This window comes from Xanthomonas arboricola (assembly GCF_002940665.1).
Lineage (GTDB): Bacteria > Pseudomonadota > Gammaproteobacteria > Xanthomonadales > Xanthomonadaceae > Xanthomonas > Xanthomonas arboricola_B.
Genome location: NZ_MIGY01000003.1, coordinates 1,165,767 through 1,190,406, shown reverse-complemented (window position 1 = coordinate 1,190,406; position 24,640 = coordinate 1,165,767). Strand labels below are relative to the sequence as shown.

Sequence of the window (24,640 nt, the reverse complement as noted above, 5' to 3'; positions counted from 1 at the left end):
GCGGGACACGCCGTGAACCCATCCCTGGGGGCTCGGTGGCGGCGTCCATGCCGCCACACGGTCCCGCAACCGGCGAGGCCACCGCACCAGACAGTTGGTCGGCTGCTTTCCTGAAAGCGTGTGACTCGGCCTGCGTCGCAGACGAGACGTTTACAGGTTGCGTGTTGCAGGTTTGTCTGCCGCTCGGCTTGCGATCGAGAAATGGTGAAAGTTGGGCGAATGCCGAGTGATCCAACCAGCGCACATCGTGCATTTCTTGCACTGCCTGCAAATAAAAACACCGATCATCTCGACAGGTTCTTGGCCGTCTACCGTCGCGGGACCTTACGCGGCATGGATGCCGCGCCAGAGCCTACAAGGACGTACTTGCGGCGTGTCCTGGGATGGTGGGCGGGCAAGGGCCCTGCAAGGAAGCCACAGATCACATGCGTTGCCGCTGCTTATCCACCTTGCCCAACCTGAGCTCAAGACAGCCGCCTTTCGAGCCCTGACGCTGTTTCAACGCGCGATGCCTTCGCCACTTTTGGGATCCGTCGTAAATCATCCGTGCAGGTCCCACGGTGGCATCCATGCGGCCAAGAAGCCCACAACCAGCGAGGACATCACGCCCGCCGATATGACCGCGTGCTGATGGGGCCACACGCAGGGCGGCGTTGAACCCAGTAGTTGTATTGCTGTCTCTAGACACCGCTGGATCGCCCGCATGCACGTGCCGCTATCGTGCAGGGATGCCAGAATCGGCGCATGTCGCTGCCTACCCCATCCGTGTCTCCTGCGCTTACCGCCCTGATCGAGCGGACTGTGGCGCGTGTCCGTCATGCCGTGCCGGCCGACCAGCGCTGGCCGGGCGATGACTTCGATCGGCAACTCGAACAGGTTGCGCTTGCCAGCGAGTTTGCGCTCGATACCTTGGCGCGTCAGCCGGCCTTGCTGCAGCACCTGGCGCAGCCGGATCCACCGCCGCTGCCACTTCCGGTGCTCGACCCCGCACAGCCCCAGGCCTGGGCGGCGCAGTTGCGGTGCTACCGCAGTGCGGAATCCACGCGCCTGGTCTGGCGCGACGTGCTCGATCTGGACAGCGTCGATGCCACCCTGGCCGGTGCCACCCGCCTGGCCGAAACCTGCCTGCAATGCGGGCTGCAGGCGCTGGAGCAGCAATTCCGCGACCGCCACGGCCAGGTGATTGCCGAAGACGGCAGCGTGCAGCGGCTGGTGGTGTTCGGGCTGGGCAAGCTCGGTGGCGGCGAGCTGAATTTTTCCTCGGATGTGGATCTGGTCTATGCGTATCCGCAGGGTGGCCAGTCCGATGGTGCCCGCCCGCTGGCAGCGGAGGAATATTTTGCGCGTCTGGGCCAACAGCTGGCCAAGCTGCTCGACGAAACCACCGCCGATGGATTCAGCCATCGCGTGGATCTGCGCCTGCGTCCGTTCGGCACGGCCGGGCGCGTGGCCCTGTCGTTCACCGGCATGGACCAGTACTTCCAGCGCGAAGGGCGCGATTGGGAGCGTTATGCCTGGCTCAAGGCGCGCGCGGTGGCCGGCGATATCGACGCCGGCGAAGCCTGGCTGGAAACGCTGCGCCCCTTCGTCTACCGGCGTTATCTGGACTTCACCGCGCTGGACGGCTTGCGCGAGATGAAGGCGGCGATCACTGCCGAAGTCGCCCGCCACGATCGTCTGGACGACATCAAGCGCGGGCCGGGCGGCATCCGCGAGATCGAGTTCCTGGCGCAATCGCTGCAGCTGATCCGCGGTGGGCGCGAGCCGAGCCTGCGCCAGCGTCGCCTGCTGCCTGCCTTGCAGGCGCTGGTGGCGGCAGGCCAGATCGATGCGGACAACGGGCATGCATTGACCGAGGCGTATCGCTTCTTGCGCCGGCTCGAAAATCGTCTGCAGATGTTGCGCGACGCACAGACCCATGCCTTGCCGCAGGCACCGCTGGATCGCGAACGCATCGCGCTGGGCCTGGGTTATGCGGATTGGCCGGCGCTGCTGCAGGCACTCGCTCCGCAACGCGCGCGCGTTGCTGCCGAGTTTGCCGAGTTGCTGGCACCACGCGTGCGCGCCACCGCGCCCGACGCACTTGCCGATTACTGGCGCGCCTTGCCGGGAGGCGATGCCGCGCCGTTGGCCGGCATTGGATTGCACGATCCCGGCGGTGCGCATCAGGTGCTGGCCGATTTTGCGCAGTCTTCCGGAGTGCGCGCGCTCTCCGATACCGCATGCGCGCGGCTGGACCGCGTCATGCCGGCGCTGCTGCATGCAGCCACCCGCGCCAGCCAACCGGATGCCGCCGTGCGCCGCATGCTTGGCCTGTTGCAATCTACCTTGCGCCGCACCAGCTATCTGGCCTTGCTGGACGAACAACCCAGCGCCCTCGCACGCCTGGTCGATGTGCTCTCGCGCAGCGCCTTGCTGGCCGAGCGCCTGGCTGCGTATCCGCTGCTGCTGGACGAACTGCTCGACACCCGCATCAGCGGTCCATTGCCCGACCGCGACGCGTTGCACGCTGCGTGCCTGGGCACCTTGCAGATCGAGGATACCGAGGCGGCCCTGCGCGAACTCAACGAGCGCCGGCTCGCGCTGAGCTTCCGCGTTGCACTGGCCACGCTCGATGGCCGCCAGCAGGCCGTGGACAGCACCCGGCAACTGGCCTGGCTGGCCGAAGCGGTGGTGCAGACGGTGCTGCAGCTGGCGCGCCGCGAACTGATCGCCGCGCACGGGCAGGTGCCGGGCGGGGCATTCGCCATCATCGGCTACGGCAGCCTGGGCGGCCTGGAGCTGGGCTTCGGCTCGGACCTGGATCTGGTATTTCTCTACGACCATCCACGCGAGGTAGAAGCCTCCGATGGCAAGCGAGCGCTGGACGCCGGGCGCTGGTTTGCGCGGCTGGCGCAGAAAGTGATGACCTTGCTGGCTGCCGAGACCGGCGCCGGCCGTCTCTACGATATCGATGTGCGGCTGCGCCCGGACGGCGGCAAGGGCGCATTGGTGTCCTCGCTGGCCAGTTACCGCGACTACCAGCGCGAGCGTGCCTGGACCTGGGAGCATCAGGCGCTGGTGCGCGCGCGTGCGGTGGCCGGCGATGCCGCGCTTTGCGCGGCCTTCGCGCAGGTGCGTGCCGACACGCTGACACGCGTACGCGACACAGCGGTGCTGCACGAGGACGTGCGCAAGATGCGCGCGCGCATGCGCAGCGAACTGGATCGCAGCGATGCGGGGCGGCTGGATCTCAAGCAGGGCGCCGGCGGCCTGGTCGATCTGGAATTCGTCCTGCAGGCCGGCGTGCTCGGCCAGGCCGCACAGCACCCTGAGTTGCTGCCGGCCTGCGCCACGCCCGCCTTGATCGATGCGCTGGTACGGGCGCAGTGGCTACCGGCAGAGAGTGCAGCACCGCTGCATCAGGCCCACGCCGCGCTGGTGGAGGCGGGCCTGAGTTGCACCCTGGATCGCCGGCCGCGGTTGATCGCTCCGACCCCGGCCATCCAGCAGGCACGGCACAGCATCTTCACCACCGCACACGCGCAAGGACTGGAGTTTCCGGTCGGCAAGGATGTGGCAGCGCTGTAGCCTTGGTCGGCCGGTACCCGGGCATTGCGATGCGAGGCGAGTGTGGCGCGCAGACCGGGCTGGCAGACGTACAGGTGCTGGAATCACCTCCATTCACCGCGCCTGTCTTTGGCCTGGTTGCCGGTGCGTAGGCGCGCCCATCAGCCGTGGGGGCGCGGCGCACTGCGCCACAGCAGTGCGCGGAACGGGCCGAGCAGGAACACGCCCATGCCCAGCTTCACCGCCAGGTCGCCGGCCGCCCAGCTGATCCATGGCAGCCCGACGCCGGCAAAGGCGATGCTCCAGAAGATCGCCGTATCCAGCGTGGCGCTGCAGGTGGTGGCCACGATCGGCGCACGCCACCAGTTGCCACTACGCAGCCGGTCGAACACGCTGATATCCAGCAACTGCGCCGCGATGAAGGCGGTGCACGAGGCCGCCGCGATGCGTGGGGTGGCCAGCCAGAGCGACAACGCCACCGCAAGCGCAAAGCCGCACCAGGCGACCTTGCGCGCCGCGCGTGGGCCGAAGCGGCGATTGATCAGGTTGCTCACCAGAAACGCCAGCGGGTATGAGAACGCACCCCAGGTCAACCAAGCGTTGATCGGGTACTGCACCAGGATGTTGGACAACAGCACCACCGCGCCCATGGCCAAGATCGCCCATGCCAATGCGCGCGCGGTGAGTGGGGTGAACAGGGTGGGGGATGGGGCGGACATGGCGGTGCGGCAGTGAGCGATCAGCGCGAATTATCCGCGCGTTGACGCATGCAGGCCAGTGCGCCGACGCGCCGCCAGGGCCAGCACCAACATCGCAAGCACGCACACGCCACCGAAGACATCGCCGAGCTGCGTATACAACGTTGCCACTTGCGGGGCGACCAGCGCGCTGACACTTGCGCTCGTTCCAGGCATCGGCGCGCTCCGGGTCTGCAGCTGCACACGGCCGTACGCATCGGTGACGATCAACAGCCCTTCGCGCGCATTACGCACCACGGTGTAGCCGTTCTCCACGCCACGCAGCGCGGTCATATGCGCCGACATCCAGGCATCGCGATAGGCGAAGTCCCAGGCCGGCACCAGCATGAGTGCGGCGTTGCGTTGGCCATTGGCGCGTGCCAGCCGTGCAAACAGCATGTCCTTGCAGATCGCCAGCCCCCAGCGCAGGTCATCGACGTGACGGATGGCGTAGTCCTGCCCGTGTGCGTAGTGCTGCGCGCGCTCGGGCGGGGCGAGAAACTGTTTCTCGTAGCTCTCCACGCGCACGCCCTGCGGATCGAACAACCAGGCAAGGTTGCGCGGCTGCACGCCGTGTTCGGCAATCCCTACCAGCAGCCACAGCCGGTGCTGCCGGGCGAGCGCGCTGTAGTGCTGTTGCCACTGCGTCAGTTGCTGCGGTGGCAGCACTGCGATCTTTTCTGGCAACACCACCAGCTGCGCACCCTGCGCGGCGAGCGTGCCGATCAAGGCGTCGTAGCGATTGCGGATCGGTTGCCAGTACGCCGGTGCAGCCGTCGGGCCGATCGCATCGTCGATGGCCGCCAGGCCGATGCGCAGCGGCGTGCCGGCGACCGGCGTCTGCAGCCGCCACAGGCCATAGCCGGTGCTTGCGGCCAAGGTCAGCGCCACGGCAGCGACGATCAGCAGCGGACGGCGCACAGCGTTGCCACACCACACCAGCAACGCCAGCAACGAGGGCAGCAGACACACCACAAACAACAGCCCGGACACGCCGCTCAGTGCAGTGAGTTGCAGCAAAGGCAGCACATCGGCCTGCGAGTAAGCAGGGCTGCCCCAGTTACCGTCCGGCAGCAACCGTGCCATCAACAAATCGGCGCTGACCCACAGCAGCGGGTACGCCAGTACGCTCCAGCCGCTGCGCAGGCGCTGCACGATCCGGCGTGCGCCCATCACCACCGCATACCACACCAGCGCGATGCCGCAGGCGGCCATTACCACTGCAGGCAACGGCATCGCCAGGCGGAAGTAAGGCACATAGTGCGTCGCGGCCATGCTGGTGGCGATCAGCACCGCAATACGTGCGTGCGCAGTGCGCTCGATCGTGTAGGCCAGCCACAGCAGCGGCGCCGGCGCCAGCCACACCCACCACCATGGCGGCTGCAGACCGACCCCGAACCACAAGGCCGCACCGGCGAACAGGGCGGCCAGCAGCATGCGCATGGGCGACAGCGGCGTGTGGTGCATTGCAGATCCAGTGGAAGACACGCAAGGATCATGCACTGGCGTGCTGGCGATCAGACAGTGACGATCGTCATCCAACTGCAGCGGTCATCAACGAACGTGGTGTTGCACTTCGGTAGACAATGGCCGATGTATCTGCCCACGCCGTGCGCAATACCTTACCTGTACACGTGAGGCGCCGTCAGCAACGCCCCATCGCAACCGCGGGTGTCTGTACGGCGTCTTCCATTATCACCAGGTGGTGCTGCTGTTCTGCGCAGCGGATTCTGCGGTCGGCACGAACGCCAGCGCCTGGCCTTGTGGCGACTGTACCGTCCAGCCCGCACCGGCCGGGCTCGGCTGGAAGCTCACCGTCTCGCCAACGTGGAAGCCCGCAGTCGGGTCGTCCTGGCGAGCCGGCCAGCGCAGCAGTGCCGTGTTCTCCGCTTTTGCGGGATCCTGCAACTGCACCTGGCAGCCGCCATCGGTGGTTTTTTCCACCGACTTCACCCGCATCGGCGGCAACGGCCCGGCCGAGGCCTTGTGCGATGCCTCGCTGAGCGCTTCAGAGCCTGCGATCGCACTATGGCCCAGCGCCAACGACACGAAGTACGGCGCGGAGATCACCAGGATCGCCGACATCGCCGAGGCGTCGCCGCGGGTGATCGTGGTCAAGCCTGCGTTGGCCTGCATCGGCTGGCCAAACGAGACGGCCAGCAACAGCCCAAGGCCGGCAGATCGAAGAGGGATGTTCATGGAGACGCTCCGTGCGTGGTGACGCTGCGTGGAATGGAATGATCCTGCTGCAGCATGTGTTGCTGCTGCAGGAAGTCGAACACCGACTCGACCGTGATCACCGAATAATTGCCGGAGAGGCGCTCGCTGGCGGGATGGTCGGTCACTGCAGCATTGGCGATGAAAAAACGTGCGCCGATGCGCTTGCTCAGGTCCAGGTGCAGGCGGGTGGGTTGGTAGCCGTTGCGCTTGAGCCAGGCCTGTGCGCTGCGTCGATCGCTCACCGGCGCAGGTGTCGCATCTGCTGCATTGGTCGCCGCCAATGCAGCCGCCAGCACTTCGAGCACCCACTGGTTGGAATTCTGATACTCGGTGGAGAACGGATAGGCGATCATGCTGTAGCGCGCCTCGTGCAGCGTGTGCGCCAGCGTGGCCGGATCCTGCAGCAACGTGCGCAGTTGCTGCTGCAGCGCCGGTGCCGGCACGCCGACGCGCAGATCGGCAGCGAGGGCACTTTCGCCGATGAAGTTGCTCAGGCCTTCGTGGTACAGCGCGGAGTTGTCCGACCTGCAGTGGTTGAGCAGGTGCTTCACCCGCCAGGTGCCGTCGTCCTCGCGCAACGCGAAGGCCAGATGGCTGTGTTTCAAGCCATAGCGGCTCAGGTCCTGGCCGCCGCGTGCCAACAGCACGACCTGCGCACCGTCCACTGCGTCCAGCGCCTGCTGGGTGGATTTGGCCAGGTCGAACATCGCCGCCAGCGTGGCGGGCGCCGGATAGTGCGGGGTGCACACCGGCGCGGCGATGGCGGGGAGTGCGCACGTCAGGGATGCGAGCAACAGCGCTGCTGCAGGCCAACCGCGCCGTTTGTGTACAAGTCGCATGGGGGATGCATCGTCCTTGTGTCTGCCCCGTGACATCGGCGGCGGCACCATCATACGTGCAGGCGCGCACGCACCAGCGCGGCGATGCGCTGGGTTTCGCGCAGTGGTTGACGCTGCGACGGCGTTGCCAAGACATCGCCGGCATCGCACAGACGGCCATGCGCCTGCAGTGCCCGTAGGTACGTGGCCACCCGTCCCTGCGCCTGTGCGGCAAACGCCGCTGCCACCGGTGCCCGCGTGGCGCAGGCTTCGGAGAGCAGGTTGACCGAGTCGGCACTGGCCACGATCGCATCGGCCCAGCCCAGCAGGCCGGCGTACGGATTGGGCCCGTCGCGCTCGTCGCACCACAGCAGGCCTGGCAGGCCTGCATGCGTCTTGCGCAGCGTTGCAATCGCCTCGGGTGGGGTGCGCCGGGAGGTGGTGACCAGCAGGCTGCCGCCGGCCGCGAGCACCTGCGCGCGCAGTTGCGTGCACAGTGCCGCAAGCGCCTGGGTGGTCCAGGGCAGCTGCGCGGTGGGGCCGCCGATCAACAGCGCCACGCGCGGGCCGGGCAGCGCGCCGAGCGCGGCGAAGGCCGCGCGCCCGGCGGCCAGCCAGGCATCGTCCACCGGATGCAGGCTGCCGAGCAGGGTGAGCACGTTGGCGCCACGCAGCCCATCGTGCTCGGGCACGATCAACAGATCCCAGTGGCGCGGGTCCAGGCGTGGGTCCAGCAGTTGCACCACCCGGCTGCCGCGCGCGCGCAGCAGCCGGGTGGCCAGCGCGGCCTGGCGCCCGCAGCCGATCGCCAGCACCGGCGGCTGCTGCAATTGCCGGGCAAAGCCGGGTCCAAAAGCGGCCTGCGCCCCCGGCAACAGGCGCGGTGCGGCCCAGCGCCACGGCGTGCGGGCCTGCAGATGCAGCGCAGTGACCGGTGCGGCGTGCAGCGCCTGCGCCAAGGCCTCGGCCTGGCGGGCATTGCCGGCGCGGCCGTCGCTGACCGCCCAGGTCAGCGCCATCGTTTCAGATCCGACATAGATTTGTTTCAGATAGAGCGCGTGTTGCAGCAATCGCCTCACTCTACACTGCGGGTCTTCACGCTGGCGCCGGTGCTGCATCCTACTGTCGCCCATTCCCTTGCTTCCCGGAGTTTCCATGTCCGACTCGCTCGACGCTGCCGCGCTGGATCAGCTGTTCCGTACCGCCCGCACGCAAAACGCCTTTCTCGACAGGCCGGTCAGCCAAGCGCAGCTGCGCGAGCTCTACGATCTGCTGAAGTGGGGCCCGACCGCGGCCAACGGGTCGCCGGCGCGTTTCGTGTTCGTGGCCACGCCGGAGGGCAAGCAGAAGCTCAAGCCGGCGCTGTCCGAGGCCAATGCCGCCAAGACGCTGGCCGCGCCGGTCACGGTGATCGTCGGCTCCGATGAGGATTTTCACGAAAAGCTGCCATACCTGTTCCCGCATGCCGACGCCAAGAGCTGGTTCGAAGGCCCGCGTGTGGGGCGCGCGGCCGGCGCATTCCGTAACAGCTCGCTGCAGGGCGCCTACCTGATCCTGGCCGCACGTGCGCTGGGTCTGGATGCCGGCCCGATGTCCGGCTTCGACAATGCCAAGGTGGATGCGGCGTTCTTCGCCGGGACGCCGATCAAGTCCAATTTCCTGGTCAATCTTGGCTATGGCGATCCGGCCGGGCTGTTTGCGCGGCTGCCGCGGCTAAGCTTCGACGAAGCCGCACGTATCGAGTAACGGCGGCCGACACGGCGGCTGCGCGCACCGTCGGGCGCGCGCAGCCGGGCCCTCCGGCACGCAGGCAGCCACGTACACTCCGGCTGCGTAGCGCGCCACCCGCACCACCTGAACACCGTACGCCTTGTCCAATCCGCCCCAGGCGCACGTTTCCGCTTTGCTGCAGTCCTCGTCCGTCTGCGTCTGTTCCATCCGCGTTGATCCAATGCGGTCCCTCATCTCAAGGAGTTTCAATGAAGACCACCCACAAACTGTTGCTGCCGCTCGCCCTGACCCTGGCCATCGCCGCCTGCTCCAAGCCGGCCGACAATGCCGCCGCGCCGGCCACCGAAACCCCGGCCGCCACCGCACCGGCCGATGCCGCTGCCACCACTCCTGCCCCGGCTGCTGCGCCGGCCGCCTCGACCGCGCCGGCCGTGGAAGTGGCTTCGGGCACCTACACGCTGGACCCGAGCCACACCGACGTGCTGGCGCAGTGGAGCCACTTCGGCTTCTCCAACCCGACCGCGCACTTCGGCAATGTCGACGGCACCCTGGTGTACGACGCGGCCGACGTGACCAAGTCCACCGTGCAGGTCACCCTGCCGCTGTCTGGTCTGAACAGCTTCACCGCCAAGTTCGACGAACACCTCAAGAGCGGTGATTTCTTCGACGCGGCCAAGTTCCCGACCGCCACCTTCAAGAGCACCAAGGTCGAAGCGGCCGGCCCCAACAAGCTGACCGTCACCGGCGACCTGACCATCAAGGATCAGACCAAGCCGGTCGTGCTGGACGTCACCCTCAACGGTGCCGGCGAGCACCCGATGAAGAAGGTACCGGCAGCCGGTTTCGACGCCACCACCACCATCAAGCGCACCGACTTCGGCGTGGGCCAGTACGCCCCGAACGTCAGCGACGAAGTGAAGATCCGCATCACCACCGAAGCCCTGCAGGCCAAGGCCGGTGACGCTGCTGCTGCCAAGTAAGGCGCAGCGCAGTCGATGCATCGGTGCGAGCGATCGCACCGATGTGCGGAACGCAAACACCCGCCGATCGGCTTAAGGCTGTTCACTGAAGAAAACGGCGCCTCTCCACCTTGGTGGGAGGCGCCGTTTTTTTATGGGCGTTGCGATCGAGCGCGCGAGCGGCGGGCACACCGCACCAGACAGTTTGTTGATCGTTTTATTGAAAGCCATGCGCACCGATCGACTCGACTGGTCCTTGGCCGTCCACCGTCGCGGGGCCTTACGCGGCATGGATGCCGCGTAAGAGCCTACACGGACGTACTTGCGGCGTGCCCCGCGATGGTGGGCGGCCAAGGGCCCTGCGGAAAAGCGACGGATCAACTGCCGTTTGCGTGGAACCCTTCACCCAGCGCCGCCATGCTGTCAGTTAGTGCGGGGCTGATTCAGCCTTCCAGTAGCCCTTCGCGCGCACCGAGTCCTTGTCCACGCCCATGTGCTCTTCGAGAAACTTGCGCATCGCACGCGCGCGCATGGATTCGGTACCGATCCAGTAGAACGTGTCGCCGTCGTGCGGCTCGTAATCGCGCAGGCTGTCTTCCAGCAACGTGCTGCTGGCGGCATCGAAGCCGTTGCGTTCCAGCCAGTACACCTCTACCTCGGCGGCGCTGAGCAGCTCCTGGCGCTCGGCGGCATCGGCGATTTCGATAAAGACCTCTACATGCATGTCGGCGGGCATGGCTTCCAGCCAGCGGCCGATCGCGGGCAGCGCGGTTTCATCGCCGATCAGCACGTAGTGGTCGTAGTCGTCGGCAACCAGGAACGAGCCGCGCGGGCCACCGATCTTCAGCGTCTCGCCGGGCTGTGCCTGCGCCGCCCAGCTGGAGGCCACGCCGTCGCCGTGCAGCACGAAGTCGATGCTCAGCTCGCCGCTCTGCGGATCGAATGCGCGCGGGGTGTAATCGCGGCCGGGCGAGGGCAGCGCGCCTTCGGCATAGCGCGGACCGTCCGGCGTCATCGTCGGCAGCACGAAGGCGCCATCGGCATTGGGGAAGAACAGCTTGACGTGATCGTCCGGTGCCTCGCTCTGAAAGCCGGCAAGTTCGCTGCCGCCGAACACGATGCGGCGCATCTGCGGGGTGAGCGACTCGCAGCGCACCACCTGCACGGAGCGCAGGCGCGGATCGCGGCGGAGTTGGGTGTGGGTGTGGATGGCCATTGTGCTGCGATTCCTGGATATGGCGCGCAGATGCGCGGCGGGGGAGTGACTGCAAACGATGATGCGACGATCTAGCCAGCCGACTGGCGAAAAACAGCGGTTGTTGCCCACCCTGCTCCCATCGGAGAAGGTGCCCCGCAGGGGCGGATGAGGGGACGAGCGAAGCCTCGTGCAGTTGCAATGACACGTGGCTTCGCCCTTGACCCTCACCCCAATCCCTCTGCCGAGGGAGAGGGGCTCAGTTACCGACGCCTGAAGGTGTGTTGACTCTGAGACTGCATTTCGATCAGAACAGGCAGCTACGCCGCTGCAAAATAAGCAAGGTCGATGATCGGCAATTTGCAGACTCACGAATTCGCAGAACACTGCATGCATCGGGGCTGCACATCACTGCGCCTACAACGTCGACACTGCGATGACATGCAACTACCGCAAAGGGTGATCAGGCGGCATCGGCTTGTCTAGGAGTTGCAGCAGCACACGCACTCAGCCGTCGTCGTGCTCCATGCCGTCAGCGGCGGCGTTGAGTAGCGCGGCAATGCGTGTGGTTTCTGCATCCGTCCATTGCCCGTGCCGTGCAAACAGCCCGTGCTTGATGCGGTGGATGGCCTCGCGAATCGGCGCCGGTGTCTGCGCCTTGATCAGCGCGCGCGCGCGGCGGTGGGTGCGCGCCAGCGCCGCATCGAGTGCGTCGCGGTGCTGTGCCGCATGCATGCGGCCGGCCGCGCTGACCTGGTAGCGCTTGCGGCCCTCGTCCAGCACGGTCTGCACCCATCCCTCGGTTTCGAGTTGCGCCAGTGCCGGATAGATGGCGCCCGCACTGGGCGTGTAGAGGCCTTTGAACAGCGCAGTGATCTGCCGCATCAACTCATAGCCATGGCGCGGCTGTTGCTCGATCAGCGCCAGCAGCAGCAAGCGTAGGTCGCCATGTTCCAGTGGTCGCGCGCGCGCACCGCCGCCGCGGCGCGTGGCGCTGCGCGCAAGGGACGGATCGAGGTCATTCGGCAAGTCGTGGTGGCGAGAGCGCACTGTCATTCGATATAGCGAAGCATGGCGAAAAGATATATCGAAGTGGGATCGCCCGCAAGCACCTGCCGGTTGCCGGGCCGACCAGCCTGGCGGTTTCTGCGGCCCATGCTGCAACGCGGCTAGACACCACGGCTCTCCATAATTACGATGTAATTACTCCGACATTACGGGCTTTGCCCGGTGAGGCAGATGCATGAGTCGACAGTGGGACACCCAGGCCGAGAGCCGGCGCCAGCGCCTGCAGCGCGCCGCAGCCCTGGCACCGCACGGGCGCGTGGTGGCCGCCGACGACGTGGTGGCGCTGCTGGAAGCGGTGATCGAGCCGGGCGACCGCGTCTGCCTGGAAGGCAACAACCAGAAGCAGGCCGACTTCCTGGCGCGCTGCCTCACCGAGGTGGACCCGGCGCGCGTGCACGACCTGCATATGGTGCAATCGGTGTTGTCGCTGCCCGCGCATCTGGACGTGTTCGAGCGCGGCATCGCCAAGCGGCTGGATTTCTCGTTCTCCGGCCCGCAGGCCGCGCGCCTGGCCGGGCTGGTTGGCGAGGGCCGCATCGAGATCGGTGCCATCCACACCTATCTGGAATTGTTCGGCCGCTATTTCATCGACCTGACCCCGCGCATCGCGCTGGTCACCGCGCAGGCCGCCGACCGCCACGGCAATCTCTACACCGGCCCGAATACCGAAGACACCCCGGTGATCGTGGAGGCCACCGCGTTCAAGGGCGGCATCGTGATTGCGCAGGTCAACGAAATCGTCGACACGCTGCCGCGCGTGGATATTCCGGCCGACTGGGTGGACTTCGTCACCCAGGCACCCAGGCCCAACTACATCGAACCGCTGTTCACCCGCGACCCGGCGCAGATCTCCGAGATCCAGGTGCTGATGGCGATGATGGCAATCAAGGGCATCTATGCCGAATACGGCGTGGACCGGCTCAACCACGGCATCGGCTTCGACACCGCCGCGATCGAACTGCTGCTGCCCACCTACGCCGAGTCGCTGGGGCTGAAAGGCAAGATCTGCCGGCACTGGGCGCTCAATCCGCACCCGGCGCTGATCCCGGCGATCGAATCGGGCTTCGTGCACTCGGTGCACTCGTTCGGCTCGGAACTGGGCATGGAGGCCTACATCGCCGCGCGCCCGGACATCTTCTTTACCGGTGCCGACGGCAGCATGCGCTCCAATCGGGCGTTGTCGCAGACCGCCGGTTTGTATGCCTGCGACATGTTCATCGGCTCCACCCTGCAGATCGATCTGCAGGGCAACAGCTCCACCGCCACGCGCGACCGCATCGCCGGTTTCGGCGGCGCGCCCAACATGGGTTCGGATGCGCGCGGCCGCCGGCACGCCAGCGCCGCCTGGCTCAAGGCCGGGCGCGAGGCGGCGCGCCCCGGCGAGATGCCGCGCGGGCGCAAGCTGGTGGTGCAGATGGTGGAAACCTTCCGCGAACACATGGCGCCGGCCTTCGTCGACAAGCTCGATGCCTGGGAACTGGCCGAGCGCGCCAACATGCCGCTGCCGCCGGTGATGATCTATGGCGACGACGTCAGCCACGTGCTGACCGAAGAAGGCATCGCCAACCTGTTGCTGTGCCGCAGCGCCGAAGAGCGCGAACAGGCCATCCGTGGCGTGTCCGGTTACACCGCCGTCGGCCTGGGCCGCGACAAACGCGCGGTGGAAAACCTGCGCGATCGCGGCGTCATCAAGCGGCCGGAAGACCTGGGCATCCGTCCACGCGATGCCACGCGCGACCTGCTCGCCGCGCGCACGGTCAAGGACCTGGTGCGCTGGTCCGGAGGGTTGTACGACCCGCCGAAACGTTTTCGCAACTGGTAGGGGCACGGCATGGAAACCCTGCGGTATCGCTTCGATGGCCAGCATGGCGCGCGCGCCGGGCTGGACCATGCGCTGGTCGGCGTGGTCGCCTCCGGCAACCTGGAAGTGCTGGTCGAGCGCGTGCCGCTGGACGGCGCGATGGAGATCGAGATCCTCACCGCCGCACGCGGTTTCGGCACGATCTGGCAGGCGGTGCTGGACGATTTCGCCGCGCGCCATCCGTTGCGCGATGTGCGCATCAGCGTCAACGATGTCGGCGCCACGCCGGCGGTGGTGAGCCTGCGCCTGGAGCAGGCGCTGGACGTCCTGCAGGGAGCCGCCGCATGAGCCACCCGTCTCACCCCGTAGGAGCGCACCCGGGCGCGACGGGCGTTCCCGGTAACGCTTCGGTCGCGCCCAGGTGCGCTCCTACGCGAGTCGTCGGGAGCACCACTGTCGGTAGTGCCGAGCGCAGCCACGACAAACCGGCACACCACAGCGATTTCGTAGCAGCGCACCCGGGCGCGATGGGCGTTCCCGGTAACGCCGCAGTCGCGCCCAGGTGCGCTCCTACGCGAGTCGTCGGGAGCAGCACCGTCGATAGTGCCGAGCGCAGCCACGACGAACCGGCACACCACAGCGATTTCGTAGCAGCGCACCCGGGCGCGATGGGCGTTCTCGGTAACGCTGCAGTCGCGCCCAGGTGCGCTCCTACGCGAGTCGTCGGGAGCACCACCGTCGATAGTGCCGAGCGCAGCCACGACAAACCGGCACACCACAGCGATTTTGTAGGAGCGCACCCGGGCGCGATGGGCGTTCCCGGTAATGCCGCAGTCGCGCCCGGGTGCGCTCCTACGCATGTCATTGGAAGGCTTGTATGAGCACCACCATCCCCATGGCCGAGCGCAGCTATTACGAGGCCGATGCGCGCGAGCGCATCGATGGCGTGCTGGATGCCGGCAGCTTCGGCGAATTCGTCGGCCCGCGCCGTCGCCTGATCAGCCCGCATCTGGCCCAGCTCGACACCCCCGGCGCCTTCGATGACGGCATCGTCGTCGGCGAAGGCACGCTGCGTGGGCGCAACGTGCTGATCGCCGCGCAGCAAGGCGCCTTCCTGGGCGGCGGCGTCGGCGAGGTGCACGGTGCCAAGCTCATCGGCCTGCTCGAACGCGCCACCGCCACGCAGCCGGCGGCGGTGCTGTTGCTGCTCGACACCGGCGGCGTGCGCCTGCACGAAGCCAACGCCGGCCTGATTGCCATCTCCGAAATCATGCGCGCCACCTTGGACACGCGCGCCGCCGGCGTGCCGGTGCTGGCCTTGATCGGCAGCGGCAACGGCGCCTTCGGCGGCATGGGCATCGTGGCGCGCTGCTGCAGCGCGGTGATCATGTCCGAAGAAGGCCGCCTGTCGCTGTCCGGCCCGGACGTGATCGAAACCGTGCGCGGTGTGGAGGAGTTCGACGCACGCGACCGTGCCCTGGTGTGGCGCGTCACCGGCGGCAAGCACCGCTATCTGCTGGGCGAGGCGCAGACGCTGGTGGCCGACCGTATCGCCGCATTTGCAGATGCCGCCGTGCAGGCGCTGGACACGCTGACCGAGCCGGCAGGCGAGGCCGCGCTGCAGGCGCTGGAAGCTGCACATCAGCAATTGTCCAGCCGCATCGCCGCCTACGGCGATTGCCGCGACGGCCTGGAGATCTGGCAGCGCCAGGGCATTGTCGATGCGCAACGCCTGCCGTTGCTGGACACCGACGCCTTCCTCGCCGCCACCGCCGACCGGAGCACGCCATGGAACTGAGCCAACTGCTGGACCGGCTGTTTCCGCGCGGCCACGCCATCGCCCGCAACGACGATGTGCTCACCGGCAGTGCCACCACGGCCGCGGGCGAGGTCACCGTGATCGGCACCGCCAACAAGCTGGAAGTCGGCGTGGACCACGCGCTGGCACTGGCGGCGACCGTGTTGGCGAGCACGCGCGCGCATCCGCAGCGGCCGATCGTGATGCTGGCCGATACCGCCGGGCAACGGCTGGCGCGCCGCGACGAACTGCTTGGCATCAACGGCTATTTCGCGCATCTGGCACGCGCGCTGGACCTGGCGCGCAAGCGCGGCGCGCGGCTGGTCACGCTGGTGTACGGCGAATCGGTCAGTGGCGGCTTTCTGTCGTTCGGTCTGATGGCCGACCATATCCACGCATTGCCGGATGCACAGATCCGGGTGATGGATCTGCGCGCGATGGCGCGCGTCACCAAGCAGACCGTGGACACCCTGCAGGCGCTGAGCAGGAGTTCGCCGGTGTTCGCGCCTGGCGTGGAGAACTACGTGCGCATGGGCGCGGTGGAGTCGCTCTGGGAGGGCGATCTGGCGCAGGCGTTGCTCGATGCGCTGGCCGCGTCCAGCGATGGCGATCAACGCCGCGCACTCGGCGCGCAGCGTGGCGGGCGCACCCTGGCGCGCGATGTCGCTGCCGCAGTGGCTGCGGGCGAGGCCTGAGCATGCCCGGCCGCCACGCATTGGTGTGGTTGCAACCGGACGCGCGCTGGCAAGCGCTGACGCCGGGTGCGCAGCCACGGCTGCAGCAGTGGTTTGCAGCGGGTCTGCCGGCAGTGGTGGCACGCGGCGATGGCAGCGAGGCACCCGGCAGCCTGCGGCTCGGCGTGCCGTTGCCGCCAAGCGAAGGCAAACAGCGCCTGGCACTGAGCGCCGGCCTGGACGAGGTCGCGCGCAGCACCGCGCCATTGGCGCTGGACGCCGTGATCGCAGCCGCACCCTCCGCGACGCAGCCTGCACTGCAGGCCTTGCTGACCCAGTGCAATGCCAACGCCCTGCAGCCGCGCGTCTTCGGCAGCTTCGCATGGCAGGCCCTGACCGGGCTTGCGTATGTGCATGCGCAATCGGATCTGGACCTGTTGTGGTCCATCGCCACACCCGAGCAGGCGCAGGCAGTGGTGACAGTGCTGCAGCGTTGGGAACAGCGTCACCGGCTGCGCGCAGACGGCGAACTGTTGTTGCCCGACGACACCGCGGTGAACTGGCGCGAATACGCCGGCAGCGCACAGCAGGTACTGGTGAAGTCCACCAACGGCTGCCGCCTGCTGCCGCGCAGCGCGCTGTTTCCGGTATGGAGCGCGGCATGAGCACGCTGGCCGAACGCACCGCCGATGCCGGGCGCTCCGTGACGCATTGCAACGCGGTGGAGCGGCAGCGGCCAATGACAAGGGCGAAAGAGGCAGGCATCGCAGCATCCCTGGTTGGTACAGACAGCCAAGCGATGCATCTGGTTCGTGCGGACACCCAATCGACACCGACATCGACACTGGTACCGGCAGCACCGCACGACGTACCGTCGCAGCCGCTACTGCGCCTTGCCCCTGCAGGCACTGGTTCGAACCGCGTGCATGCGCCATCGCGCGCTGCACGCACACATGGCGAGCTGCAAGACAGTGCAGCGCGACAAGGCATATCGCATCCCGAAGCCGGCACCGCCAGCGCACTGGCGCATCGGCTGGGGCGGCTGGCGGTCGCCGCCCTGCATGCAGAACTCTGCTGCGCACCCAAGCCCGGCCTGGTCACTCCGTTCGACAGCGGCAGCCATGCCGATATGGATGCGTCGACGTTCCTGCGCAGCCTGTTCGCCTTGCGCGGCTACTTCGTCGCGATTGCACAGGCCGGTATCGACAACGCGCCGTTCGAGCAATTGCGCCAGCTCGGCATCGCGGCCGAAGCGGCGATGCTGCGCGCCACCGGCGGCATCAATACCCATCGTGGTGCGATCTTCAGCCTGGGCGTGCTCACTGCGCAGGCGGCGCGCGTGCGTGCCGTGCACGGGCATGCCCCTGCCGGAGAAGCAGTCTGCACTGCGGTGCAGGTCTGGCGCGATGCATTGCGGGCCGCGCCGCTGGATCCACACAGCAATGGCCAGCGCGTGCGCGCGGCATTTCGGATCAGTGGCGTGCGCGAACAGGCTGCAGCCGGGTATCCATTGCTGCGCGAGATCGCATTGCTATCTCTGCGTGGCGCACTGCACCGCGGCGCCACGCGCGAGGCCGCATTGGCGCAGACCTTGATGCACCTGATTGCCGAGGTCGACGATCTCAACCTGCTGCACCGCGGCGGGCAGGAAGGACTGGCTTACGCCAAGGCGCAGGCGCGTGCGTTTCTGGCCGATGGCGGCATCGCACACCCGCAGTGGCGCGCGGGCCTGCACGCCATAGGCGCGCAATTTGTTGCGCGTCGCCTGAGCCCGGGCGGCAGCGCCGATCTGCTGGCCTGTGCCTGGTTCCTGCACTGCCAGGAGATGGCATGAGCCGGTGTCGACCACTGGCAACTGCGAAAGCAACGTCCACGCAGGCGTGCGGCGGCGCCGCTCTCTTTATTGCCTCAGGCAACGGCCTGCTTCGCCTGGATACGGAACAAAAGGCTTGCAGCGCGAATAAGGGCTACGCTCGCACAAGGCATAGCATTTTCTGCAAGCAGGTCACCCAATGAGCCTGGCCGTGCTCTGTCCAGGCCAGGGTGGGCAGCACGCCGCGATGTTCGCGCGGGTTGCCGATGCGCCGGCCGCGGCCGAGGTGATCGCCGCCGCGAGCAAGGTGCTTGGCGCCTCGGCGCAAACGCTTGCCGCAGACAACTCCCGCTACACCAATGCCATCGCACAGCCGCTGGTCTGCGCCGGCACGCTGGCGCACTGGCAGGTGCTGCGTACACAGCTGCCCACGCCGGTGTTGGTGCTGGGCTACAGCGTCGGCGAGCTGGCCGCGCATGCGGTCGCCGGCAGCATGGAGATCGCCACCTGCTTGCAGCTGGCTGCCACCCGCGCGCGCCTGATGGATGCGGCCAGCCCGCAACAAGCCGGCTTGATGGCGGTGCTCGGGCTGCCGCTGCGCACGCTCGAGGCGCTGTGCCGGGCGCATGGCGCGGCCATCGCCATCGTCAATGGCGACGACCACGCCGTGCTCGGTGGCCCGCAGGCGGCGCTGCAGGCACTGGGCGATACAGCGCAGGCGCAGGGCGCACGCGTCACGCCGTTGCCGGTGAGCGTGCCGGCGCATACGCCGTGGTTGCGGGCGGCTGCCGACGCCTTCGCCGTCGAATTGAACAATGCAGCCGTGCAGGCGCCCAGGCTGCGCGTGCTGGCCGGCATCGATGCGCGTGCCGTCACCACGCAGGCCCTGGTGGTGGACACGCTGGCCGCACAGATCGCGCAGACCGTGCGCTGGTACGAGGTGCTGGTGCAGGCCGCCGAACGCGGCGCGCGCGTGTTTCTCGAACTGGGGCCCGGCAGCGCATTGGCGCGCATGGCACGCGAGCGCGTGCCCGGCTGCGAAGCGCGATCGGTCGACGAATTTCAGAGCACCCACGGGGTGGTCGAGTGGGTCAACGCCGCATGCGAGCGCGCGGCATGACGGTCGAGGTGGTGCACACGGCGTGACCCCTGGGTGGCGGGTGGCCATCCGTGATGTACGCGTATCAGGTGTCTGGGAGGGCGCATGACCCCGCAAATTGCAACGATTCTTGGCTTGGTGATCATGTTCATCGTCGCCACCGCATTGCCCATCAACATGGGCGCGGTGGCCTTCGCGCTGGCCTTCATCATCGGCGGCGTGTGGGTGGGGCTGGACGGCAAAGAGGTGCTGGCCGGCTTTCCGGGCGACCTGTTCCTGACCCTGGTCGGCATCACCTATCTGTTCGCTATCGCGCAGAAGAACGGCACCATCGATCTGCTGGTGCATTGGGCGGTGCGCGCGGTGCGCGGGCGCATCGTCGCCATTCCCTGGGTGATGTTCGTCATCACCGGCCTGCTCACCGCCTTCGGTGCGCTCGGGCCGGCGGCGGTGGCCATCATCGGCCCGGTGGCGCTGCGCTTTGCCAAGCAGTACCGCATCAATCCCTTGATGATGGGCCTGCTGGTGATCCATGGCGCGCAGGGCGGCGGGTTTTCGCCGATCAGCGTGTATGGCGGCATCACCAACAAGGTGGTGGAAAAGGCCGGGCTGGACGTCACCGAGATGGCGGTGTTCCTCACCAGCCTGGGCTTCAACCTGATGATGGCGATCATCTGCTTCTGCGCCTTCGGCGGGCTCAAGCTGATGCGCCGGCAGGAGGTCTCGCTGGCCGATGCGCAGTATGTGGCGGTGGCCGACGACCAGGCCTCCAAGCGCCCGTTCGCGATCGAAGGGCATGGTTCGCTGGTGGCCGCCGGTGGCGGCACCCTGTCGACCAATCCGCTGGCGCTGGAGGCGGTCGCCATCACGCGCGATCGGGTGATCACGCTGGTCGGCCTGCTCGGCCTGGGCATCGCCGCGCTGGTCTACAACCTCAACGTCGGGCTGGTGTCGATCACCGTGGCGGTGGCGCTGGCGCTGATCTCGCCCAGTGCGCAGAAGGGCGCGGTGGACGGCATCAGCTGGTCCACGGTGCTGTTGATCAGCGGCGTGGTGACCTACGTGGCGGTGCTGGAAAAGGCCGGCGCGGTGGACTACATCGGCACCGGCGTGTCGCAGATCGGCATGCCGTTGCTGGGGGCGTTGCTGGTCTGTTACGTCGGCGGCGTCGTTTCCGCGTTCGCCTCGTCGGCGGCGGTGCTGGGCGCCACCATCCCGCTGGCGGTACCGTTCCTGATGCAGGGCCAGCTCGGCGCGGCCGGGGTGATCTGCGCGCTGGCGGTGTCGTCCACCATCGTCGATGTCAGCCCGTTTTCCACCAACGGTGCGTTGGTGGTGGCCTCGGCCGCCAAGGAAGAACGCGACGCGCTGTTCCGCCGCTTCCTGGTCTACAGCGGGCTGGTGGTGTTGCTGGGGCCGCTGGTGGCCTGGCTGCTGTTCGTGGTGCCGGGCTGGCTGTGATCCGGCCCGCGTCCGGCAAGGTCTTGGGGCGCCCCAGTAGAATGGGCGCCCCCACGCCAGCATCGACGACCCGCCTGCCATGACCCTCGCCCCTGATTCGCGCAGCGCCAAGAAGCGCGTACCGCTGTACGAGGAAGTGGCCGAGCGCCTGCGCCAGAAGATCTACGACTACGCGCTGCCGCCGGGCGAATGGATCGACGAGCCGGCGCTGGCCGAGGAACTCGGCATCAGCCGCACCCCGCTGCGCGAGAGCCTCAAGCTGCTCGCCGCCGAAGGCCTGGTGCAACTGGACGCCGGCCGCGGCAGCCGGGTCACGCGGCTGACGCTGGAAGACCTCAACCAGTTGTTCCCGGTGATGGCGATGCTAGAAGGCCGCTGCGCGCACGATGCGGTCAAGCGCATCGACGCGGCCGGCGTGCAACGCCTGGAAGACCTGCACGCGGCGATGGAAGCCGCCGCCACCGCTGGCGACCTGGCCGAGTACTACCACAACAATTACCTGATCCACGAGACCGTGCAGCAGTACGCCGGCAATCCGTGGTTGATCCGCGTCACCCACGACCTGCACCGCATCCTCAAGATGCACCGCGGCCGGCAGCTGTTGACGCCCGGGCGCATGGCGCAGTCGCTGGCCGAGCATCGCGAGCTGATGGCATGCGTCCGCCGCAGCGACGCCGAAGGCGCGGAGCGCACGATGCACGGGCATCTGCTGAGCCAGGGCCAGGCGTTGGCGGCGTATGTGGCGGCCGGGGGCATGTTGAACGTGCCGGCGCCCTTGCCGAGGGTAGGCGGGAGGTAGGCGTTGGCGCTGTCCGGCGCATCATCACGTGCACCATCGCATTTGCCTTCTCCTGCCGGGGTGCACTGCTGCCGTCCGCATCCAGCCGGCGGCGCTTCGCTGCGCGGCGTTGGCCGTTCTCAGGCCTCGGCGAAATGCGGCACGATCGGCCTATCGCCTTGCGCATGCTGTTCGATGACCTTGCGCTGCATCGCCGCCAGGTAGGCATCCAGCTCTTCGGTGGAGGCGAAGACATCGCTCAGCGGCACTGCCTTGACCATGTCGAAGACCTTGCGGATCTGCGGCTGCGGGTTGGTCACCAGCACCTTGCCCTGGCGCGTGGCCAGTGCCTTGCGCGCCTTGAAGATGCAGCGGATACCGGCGCTGGAGATGTATTCCAGCGCGGTCAGGTCCAGCACCAGCGTGGTGATCAGGGTGCCCAGCAGCGGCGACAGCGCCGTATCCAGATCCTGAGAGGTGTGGGTGTCCAGGCGCCCGGTCAGGATGACGCGTTGACGGGTGTCCTGCGGCGGGTCGATCTGGATGGCGAGCGTGGTCATGACAGTGCCTCGGGGAGGGGGGCGTATGGGTGCAGCAAGGTGACGCGCACCACGTTGTATGCACCATCGCGGCGGTAGTCGATGTGATCGGCGAACTGATGCACCAGGAACAGCCCCAGCCCGCCGATCGCGCGCTCGTCGAGCTCGGCACTCAGGTCCGGCATCGTGGCGGTGCTGGGGTCGAACGCGCTGCCGGGGTCATGCATCTCCAACACCAGCGCCTGCGGGTCCAGCTGCAGTTGCAGGCGTAGCGGCTGCTCGGCGCACTGGCCGTGGGTGAGCGCATTGCAGCCGAGCTCTTCCACGATCAGCCGCACCTGGCCGATGCGCTCGGCGTGCAGGCCTTCCAGCGTGAGCGAGTGTTCCAGCGCGTCGTTGGCGCCGGCCAGCTGGGCCAGCGAGGGCGCGATGGCCAGGTCGAGCTTCATCAGGTCGTTGCCTTTCCGGGGGCATCCCGGCCAGCGTCTGCGACCGGTCCAGCATGCTCCTGGCGCAGCCGGATCGCCAGCAGGGTGATGTCGTCGTACGGGTCGGCCTGGCCGGTGAAGTGGGCAATACTGGCGATCACCGCCTTGCACTGCGCCGCCGCGCTGCGGCGTGGCCGCAATGCACCGAGCAGGCGCTCCAGCCCATAGCTGGCGCCCTGCTCGTCCATCGCCTCGGTCACCCCGTCGGTATAGCCCAGCAGCGTCTGCCCGGCGCACATGCGGCCCTGCAGCACCGGGTAGGCGACCTGCGGCTCGATCCCCAGTGGCGCACCGGTATCCAGCGGCAACGGCCGCGCGCTGCCGTCGATGTCGATCAACACCGGCGGCTCGTGGCCGGCACTGGCCAGCCAGTAGTCGCCGCTCACCACATTGATCACCCCGCACAGCACCGTGGCGAACATGCAGGTGTCGTTGTTTTCGGCCAGCCGCGTGGAGGCGGCGATCAGGATGCTGTCCGGGCGCGTATGCCGGCGCGCGGCGATTTCCAGCACGCTCACCGCGCGCGCCATGAACAAGGCGGCCGGCACACCCTTGTCGGACACATCGCCCACCACGAACCACAGTAGCCCCGGCTCGGTCTCGACGAAGTGGTAGAAGTCCCCGCCCACCGCCTTGGCCGGCTCCAGCCAGGCGCAGGTTTCCAGATGCGAACCGGCGCGGTCGAAGGTGCGCCCGGAAGGCAGCATCGCCTGCTGAATCTCGCGCGCAATCTGCAGTTCGCTGTGCATGCGCTCGCGGGCGGCGGTCATCTCGCCGATCTGCACGATGTGGTCGCGGATCGCATCGCGCGCGCTGTCGAACGCACGCGCCATCACGCCCACCTCGTCGCGGCGTTCGATGTGCGGCAGCGGGTATTCGAATTCGCCACGGCGAAAGTGCTCTGCGGTATCGGTCAATTCCTCGATCGGGCGCGTCAGCTTGCGGGTGATCCGCCCCATCAGCCACCACCACGCCACCGCACCCAGCAACGCCGCCAGCGCCACCCACGCGGCCAGCCAGTTCAGGCCCGCCAGCACATAGCCTTCCGAGGCGGACAGCACAAAGGTCCAGCCACTGCGCCCCACTACCGCGCTATGGGTCAGAAAGCGCTCGCCATCCGGCGCGGTGTGCGCAAACGAGATCGGCTGGCCCGCCGCCACCGCGCGCTGCAGCGGCAGCAGGTCGGGCCGCGAATGCGCCACGTAACGCTCCAGCGTGTAACGCAGGTTCAACGCCGGGTCGGGACCGAACAACAGCATGCCTTCGGGCGACAGCAGCATCGGCCGGATGCCGATGTCGCGCGGCAACTGGTCGATGATGTCGCGCAGGTGCTGCAGCGGCAGGTCCACGCTGACCATGCCCACCGGCGCGGCATCCACCGCATCGCCCGGCCGGCGCAGCGGCAGGTTGTAGCTGGTGTATAGCGCGCTGCCGCCATCGGTGGTGAGATACGGCTCGGACCACCACGCGCGCCCGTCCCGCTGCGTGCGCAGATACCACGGCATCGCGCGGTAGTCGTAGCCCAGGTCCTGCACCGATTTTTCCAGCACGCGCGCGCCGTCGCGATGCACGTACCAGACAAACCCGGCGTCGCGCGCCTTCTGCGTGCGCGGCTCGATGATCAAGCGCGCCGCACCGATATCCGGGTCGCCGCTGAGCGTGGCCAGCAGCAGGGCGCGCAGATTGAACGGCTGCAGCCCCACCGCGCTGCTGCTGGCCGCCAGCGTGCGGCCGCTCACCTGCACCGAGTCGAGCATCGCCGCCAGGCTGCGCGCGGTCTGCTCGGTCAGGCCATCCACCTCGGTGCGCGCCGCCTCCACCAGCTCGGCGCGTGCGCCCAGGTAGAACACCGTGCCCAGCAACGTCAGCAACACCACCAGCACCGCGGTGGCGGCCAGCAACACGCGCATGC

The 24,640-nt window shown here is 67.7% G+C and carries 22 protein-coding genes; 12 read left to right on the top strand and 10 right to left on the bottom strand.

From position 1 onward, the window contains the following. Positions 1 to 744 precede the first annotated feature (744 nt). Positions 745 to 3,570 carry a bifunctional [glutamate--ammonia ligase]-adenylyl-L-tyrosine phosphorylase/[glutamate--ammonia-ligase] adenylyltransferase gene (gene glnE, locus XarjCFBP7645_RS18895; RefSeq protein ID WP_104538675.1) on the top strand — a complete coding sequence of 942 codons (2,826 nt, stop codon included), beginning with the start codon at positions 745 to 747 and terminating at the stop codon, positions 3,568 to 3,570. A gap of 140 nt (positions 3,571 to 3,710) precedes the next feature. On the opposite strand, the gene XarjCFBP7645_RS18890 is transcribed toward glnE, so the two are convergent. From XarjCFBP7645_RS18890 to XarjCFBP7645_RS18870, 5 genes are all read right to left on the bottom strand, one after another. Continuing rightward, complete coding sequence (locus tag XarjCFBP7645_RS18890) at positions 3,711 to 4,268, bottom strand: VUT family protein (RefSeq protein ID WP_104538674.1); 558 nt, start codon at positions 4,266 to 4,268, stop codon at positions 3,711 to 3,713. Positions 4,269 to 4,298: 30 nt separating this feature from the next. Then, positions 4,299 to 5,753: a carbon-nitrogen hydrolase family protein gene (locus XarjCFBP7645_RS18885; RefSeq protein ID WP_104538673.1), complete on the bottom strand. Its 1,455-nt coding sequence runs from the start codon at positions 5,751 to 5,753 to the stop codon at positions 4,299 to 4,301. Between the two features lie 228 nt (positions 5,754 to 5,981). Further along, the gene (locus tag XarjCFBP7645_RS18880) at positions 5,982 to 6,485 is read right to left on the bottom strand and encodes a hypothetical protein (protein ID WP_104538672.1); all 504 of its coding nucleotides are present in this window, start codon (positions 6,483 to 6,485) and stop codon (positions 5,982 to 5,984) included. Then, positions 6,482 to 7,345 carry a DUF2145 domain-containing protein gene (locus tag XarjCFBP7645_RS18875; protein ID WP_104538671.1) on the bottom strand — a complete coding sequence of 288 codons (864 nt, stop codon included), beginning with the start codon at positions 7,343 to 7,345 and terminating at the stop codon, positions 6,482 to 6,484. The genes XarjCFBP7645_RS18880 and XarjCFBP7645_RS18875 overlap by 4 nt, the downstream gene beginning before the upstream one ends. Before the next feature lie 50 nt (positions 7,346 to 7,395). Then, a complete protein-coding gene (locus XarjCFBP7645_RS18870; protein ID WP_047126159.1) occupies positions 7,396 to 8,343 on the bottom strand; it encodes a mitochondrial fission ELM1 family protein in 948 nt (315 codons plus the stop codon). A gap of 136 nt (positions 8,344 to 8,479) precedes the next feature. Here XarjCFBP7645_RS18870 and XarjCFBP7645_RS18865 point away from each other — a divergent pair, with 136 nt between their 5' ends. Together XarjCFBP7645_RS18865 and XarjCFBP7645_RS18860 are read left to right on the top strand one after the other, a co-directional pair. Next, positions 8,480 to 9,070, top strand: coding sequence for a malonic semialdehyde reductase (locus tag XarjCFBP7645_RS18865; protein ID WP_047126158.1), 591 nt, complete (start codon positions 8,480 to 8,482; stop codon positions 9,068 to 9,070). 233 nt (positions 9,071 to 9,303) lie between these two features. Beyond that, on the top strand, positions 9,304 to 10,035 hold the full coding sequence (locus XarjCFBP7645_RS18860) for a YceI family protein (protein WP_080959941.1): 732 nt from the start codon (positions 9,304 to 9,306) through the stop codon (positions 10,033 to 10,035). Positions 10,036 to 10,441: 406 nt separating this feature from the next. Here the strand turns inward: XarjCFBP7645_RS18860 and XarjCFBP7645_RS18850 are convergent, their stop codons facing one another. Further along, on the bottom strand, positions 10,442 to 11,230 hold the full coding sequence (locus tag XarjCFBP7645_RS18850) for a siderophore-interacting protein (protein ID WP_047126157.1): 789 nt from the start codon (positions 11,228 to 11,230) through the stop codon (positions 10,442 to 10,444). Between the two features lie 486 nt (positions 11,231 to 11,716). Beyond that, positions 11,717 to 12,265, bottom strand: a complete 549-nt coding sequence (locus XarjCFBP7645_RS18845) for a PadR family transcriptional regulator (protein ID WP_047126156.1) — start codon at positions 12,263 to 12,265, stop codon at positions 11,717 to 11,719. A 187-nt stretch (positions 12,266 to 12,452) separates the two neighbouring features. On the opposite strand from XarjCFBP7645_RS18845, the gene mdcA reads away from it, so the two are divergent. The 9 genes from mdcA to XarjCFBP7645_RS18795 all read left to right on the top strand — a co-directional run bounded on the left by mdcA (position 12,453) and on the right by XarjCFBP7645_RS18795 (position 21,722). Further along, positions 12,453 to 14,099 carry a malonate decarboxylase subunit alpha gene (mdcA, locus tag XarjCFBP7645_RS18840; protein ID WP_104538670.1) on the top strand — a complete coding sequence of 549 codons (1,647 nt, stop codon included), beginning with the start codon at positions 12,453 to 12,455 and terminating at the stop codon, positions 14,097 to 14,099. A 9-nt stretch (positions 14,100 to 14,108) separates the two neighbouring features. Then, positions 14,109 to 14,426, top strand: coding sequence for a malonate decarboxylase acyl carrier protein (gene mdcC, locus XarjCFBP7645_RS18835; protein ID WP_104538669.1), 318 nt, complete (start codon positions 14,109 to 14,111; stop codon positions 14,424 to 14,426). Positions 14,427 to 14,973: 547 nt separating this feature from the next. Beyond that, positions 14,974 to 15,876, top strand: a complete 903-nt coding sequence (locus XarjCFBP7645_RS18825) for a biotin-independent malonate decarboxylase subunit beta (RefSeq protein WP_181126423.1) — start codon at positions 14,974 to 14,976, stop codon at positions 15,874 to 15,876. After that, entirely contained in the window at positions 15,867 to 16,571 is a 705-nt protein-coding gene (gene mdcE, locus XarjCFBP7645_RS18820; RefSeq protein ID WP_104538668.1) for a biotin-independent malonate decarboxylase subunit gamma, read from the top strand. Before XarjCFBP7645_RS18825 ends, mdcE begins: the two co-directional genes overlap by 10 nt. A gap of 2 nt (positions 16,572 to 16,573) precedes the next feature. After that, positions 16,574 to 17,215 carry a malonate decarboxylase holo-[acyl-carrier-protein] synthase gene (gene mdcG, locus XarjCFBP7645_RS18815; RefSeq protein ID WP_104538667.1) on the top strand — a complete coding sequence of 214 codons (642 nt, stop codon included), beginning with the start codon at positions 16,574 to 16,576 and terminating at the stop codon, positions 17,213 to 17,215. Between the two features lie 323 nt (positions 17,216 to 17,538). Continuing rightward, positions 17,539 to 18,384 (top strand): triphosphoribosyl-dephospho-CoA synthase MdcB, encoded by an 846-nt coding sequence (gene mdcB, locus XarjCFBP7645_RS18810; RefSeq protein ID WP_104538872.1) that lies wholly within the window; start codon positions 17,539 to 17,541, stop codon positions 18,382 to 18,384. 178 nt (positions 18,385 to 18,562) lie between these two features. Next, positions 18,563 to 19,483 carry a malonate decarboxylase subunit epsilon gene (mdcH, locus tag XarjCFBP7645_RS18805; RefSeq protein WP_047126150.1) on the top strand — a complete coding sequence of 307 codons (921 nt, stop codon included), beginning with the start codon at positions 18,563 to 18,565 and terminating at the stop codon, positions 19,481 to 19,483. A gap of 84 nt (positions 19,484 to 19,567) precedes the next feature. Further along, positions 19,568 to 20,923 carry an SLC13 family permease gene (locus XarjCFBP7645_RS18800; protein ID WP_104538666.1) on the top strand — a complete coding sequence of 452 codons (1,356 nt, stop codon included), beginning with the start codon at positions 19,568 to 19,570 and terminating at the stop codon, positions 20,921 to 20,923. A gap of 79 nt (positions 20,924 to 21,002) precedes the next feature. Continuing rightward, positions 21,003 to 21,722 carry a GntR family transcriptional regulator gene (locus XarjCFBP7645_RS18795; RefSeq protein WP_104538665.1) on the top strand — a complete coding sequence of 240 codons (720 nt, stop codon included), beginning with the start codon at positions 21,003 to 21,005 and terminating at the stop codon, positions 21,720 to 21,722. A 119-nt stretch (positions 21,723 to 21,841) separates the two neighbouring features. Here XarjCFBP7645_RS18795 and XarjCFBP7645_RS18790 read toward each other — a convergent pair whose 3' ends face one another. Genes XarjCFBP7645_RS18790 through XarjCFBP7645_RS18780 form a run of 3 tightly spaced genes read right to left on the bottom strand, consistent with a single transcriptional unit; the run spans position 21,842 to position 24,638 of the window. Further along, positions 21,842 to 22,261: an STAS domain-containing protein gene (locus XarjCFBP7645_RS18790; RefSeq protein WP_104538664.1), complete on the bottom strand. Its 420-nt coding sequence runs from the start codon at positions 22,259 to 22,261 to the stop codon at positions 21,842 to 21,844. Then, a complete protein-coding gene (locus tag XarjCFBP7645_RS18785) occupies positions 22,258 to 22,689 on the bottom strand; it encodes an ATP-binding protein (RefSeq protein WP_047126146.1) in 432 nt (143 codons plus the stop codon). Before XarjCFBP7645_RS18785 ends, XarjCFBP7645_RS18790 begins: the two co-directional genes overlap by 4 nt. Beyond that, positions 22,689 to 24,638: a SpoIIE family protein phosphatase gene (locus XarjCFBP7645_RS18780; RefSeq protein WP_258079588.1), complete on the bottom strand. Its 1,950-nt coding sequence runs from the start codon at positions 24,636 to 24,638 to the stop codon at positions 22,689 to 22,691. The genes XarjCFBP7645_RS18785 and XarjCFBP7645_RS18780 overlap by 1 nt, the downstream gene beginning before the upstream one ends. Positions 24,639 to 24,640: the final 2 nt, after the last annotated feature.

Bases quoted from the DNA above. Each gene is read 5' to 3' on its own strand.
- glnE (WP_104538675.1), top strand. From the start codon at position 745: ATGTCGCTGCCTACCCCATCCGTGTCTCCTGCGCTTACCGCCCTGATC.
- XarjCFBP7645_RS18890 (WP_104538674.1), bottom strand. From the start codon at position 4,268: ATGTCCGCCCCATCCCCCACCCTGTTCACCCCACTCACCGCGCGCGCA.
- XarjCFBP7645_RS18885 (WP_104538673.1), bottom strand. From the start codon at position 5,753: ATGCACCACACGCCGCTGTCGCCCATGCGCATGCTGCTGGCCGCCCTG.
- XarjCFBP7645_RS18880 (WP_104538672.1), bottom strand. From the start codon at position 6,485: ATGAACATCCCTCTTCGATCTGCCGGCCTTGGGCTGTTGCTGGCCGTC.
- XarjCFBP7645_RS18875 (WP_104538671.1), bottom strand. From the start codon at position 7,345: ATGCGACTTGTACACAAACGGCGCGGTTGGCCTGCAGCAGCGCTGTTG.
- XarjCFBP7645_RS18870 (WP_047126159.1), bottom strand. From the start codon at position 8,343: ATGGCGCTGACCTGGGCGGTCAGCGACGGCCGCGCCGGCAATGCCCGC.
- XarjCFBP7645_RS18865 (WP_047126158.1), top strand. From the start codon at position 8,480: ATGTCCGACTCGCTCGACGCTGCCGCGCTGGATCAGCTGTTCCGTACC.
- XarjCFBP7645_RS18860 (WP_080959941.1), top strand. From the start codon at position 9,304: ATGAAGACCACCCACAAACTGTTGCTGCCGCTCGCCCTGACCCTGGCC.
- XarjCFBP7645_RS18850 (WP_047126157.1), bottom strand. From the start codon at position 11,230: ATGGCCATCCACACCCACACCCAACTCCGCCGCGATCCGCGCCTGCGC.
- XarjCFBP7645_RS18845 (WP_047126156.1), bottom strand. From the start codon at position 12,265: ATGACAGTGCGCTCTCGCCACCACGACTTGCCGAATGACCTCGATCCG.
- mdcA (WP_104538670.1), top strand. From the start codon at position 12,453: ATGAGTCGACAGTGGGACACCCAGGCCGAGAGCCGGCGCCAGCGCCTG.
- mdcC (WP_104538669.1), top strand. From the start codon at position 14,109: ATGGAAACCCTGCGGTATCGCTTCGATGGCCAGCATGGCGCGCGCGCC.
- XarjCFBP7645_RS18825 (WP_181126423.1), top strand. From the start codon at position 14,974: ATGGCCGAGCGCAGCTATTACGAGGCCGATGCGCGCGAGCGCATCGAT.
- mdcE (WP_104538668.1), top strand. From the start codon at position 15,867: ATGGAACTGAGCCAACTGCTGGACCGGCTGTTTCCGCGCGGCCACGCC.
- mdcG (WP_104538667.1), top strand. From the start codon at position 16,574: ATGCCCGGCCGCCACGCATTGGTGTGGTTGCAACCGGACGCGCGCTGG.
- mdcH (WP_047126150.1), top strand. From the start codon at position 18,563: ATGAGCCTGGCCGTGCTCTGTCCAGGCCAGGGTGGGCAGCACGCCGCG.
- XarjCFBP7645_RS18800 (WP_104538666.1), top strand. From the start codon at position 19,568: ATGACCCCGCAAATTGCAACGATTCTTGGCTTGGTGATCATGTTCATC.
- XarjCFBP7645_RS18795 (WP_104538665.1), top strand. From the start codon at position 21,003: ATGACCCTCGCCCCTGATTCGCGCAGCGCCAAGAAGCGCGTACCGCTG.
- XarjCFBP7645_RS18790 (WP_104538664.1), bottom strand. From the start codon at position 22,261: ATGACCACGCTCGCCATCCAGATCGACCCGCCGCAGGACACCCGTCAA.
- XarjCFBP7645_RS18785 (WP_047126146.1), bottom strand. From the start codon at position 22,689: ATGAAGCTCGACCTGGCCATCGCGCCCTCGCTGGCCCAGCTGGCCGGC.
- XarjCFBP7645_RS18780 (WP_258079588.1), bottom strand. From the start codon at position 24,638: ATGCGCGTGTTGCTGGCCGCCACCGCGGTGCTGGTGGTGTTGCTGACG.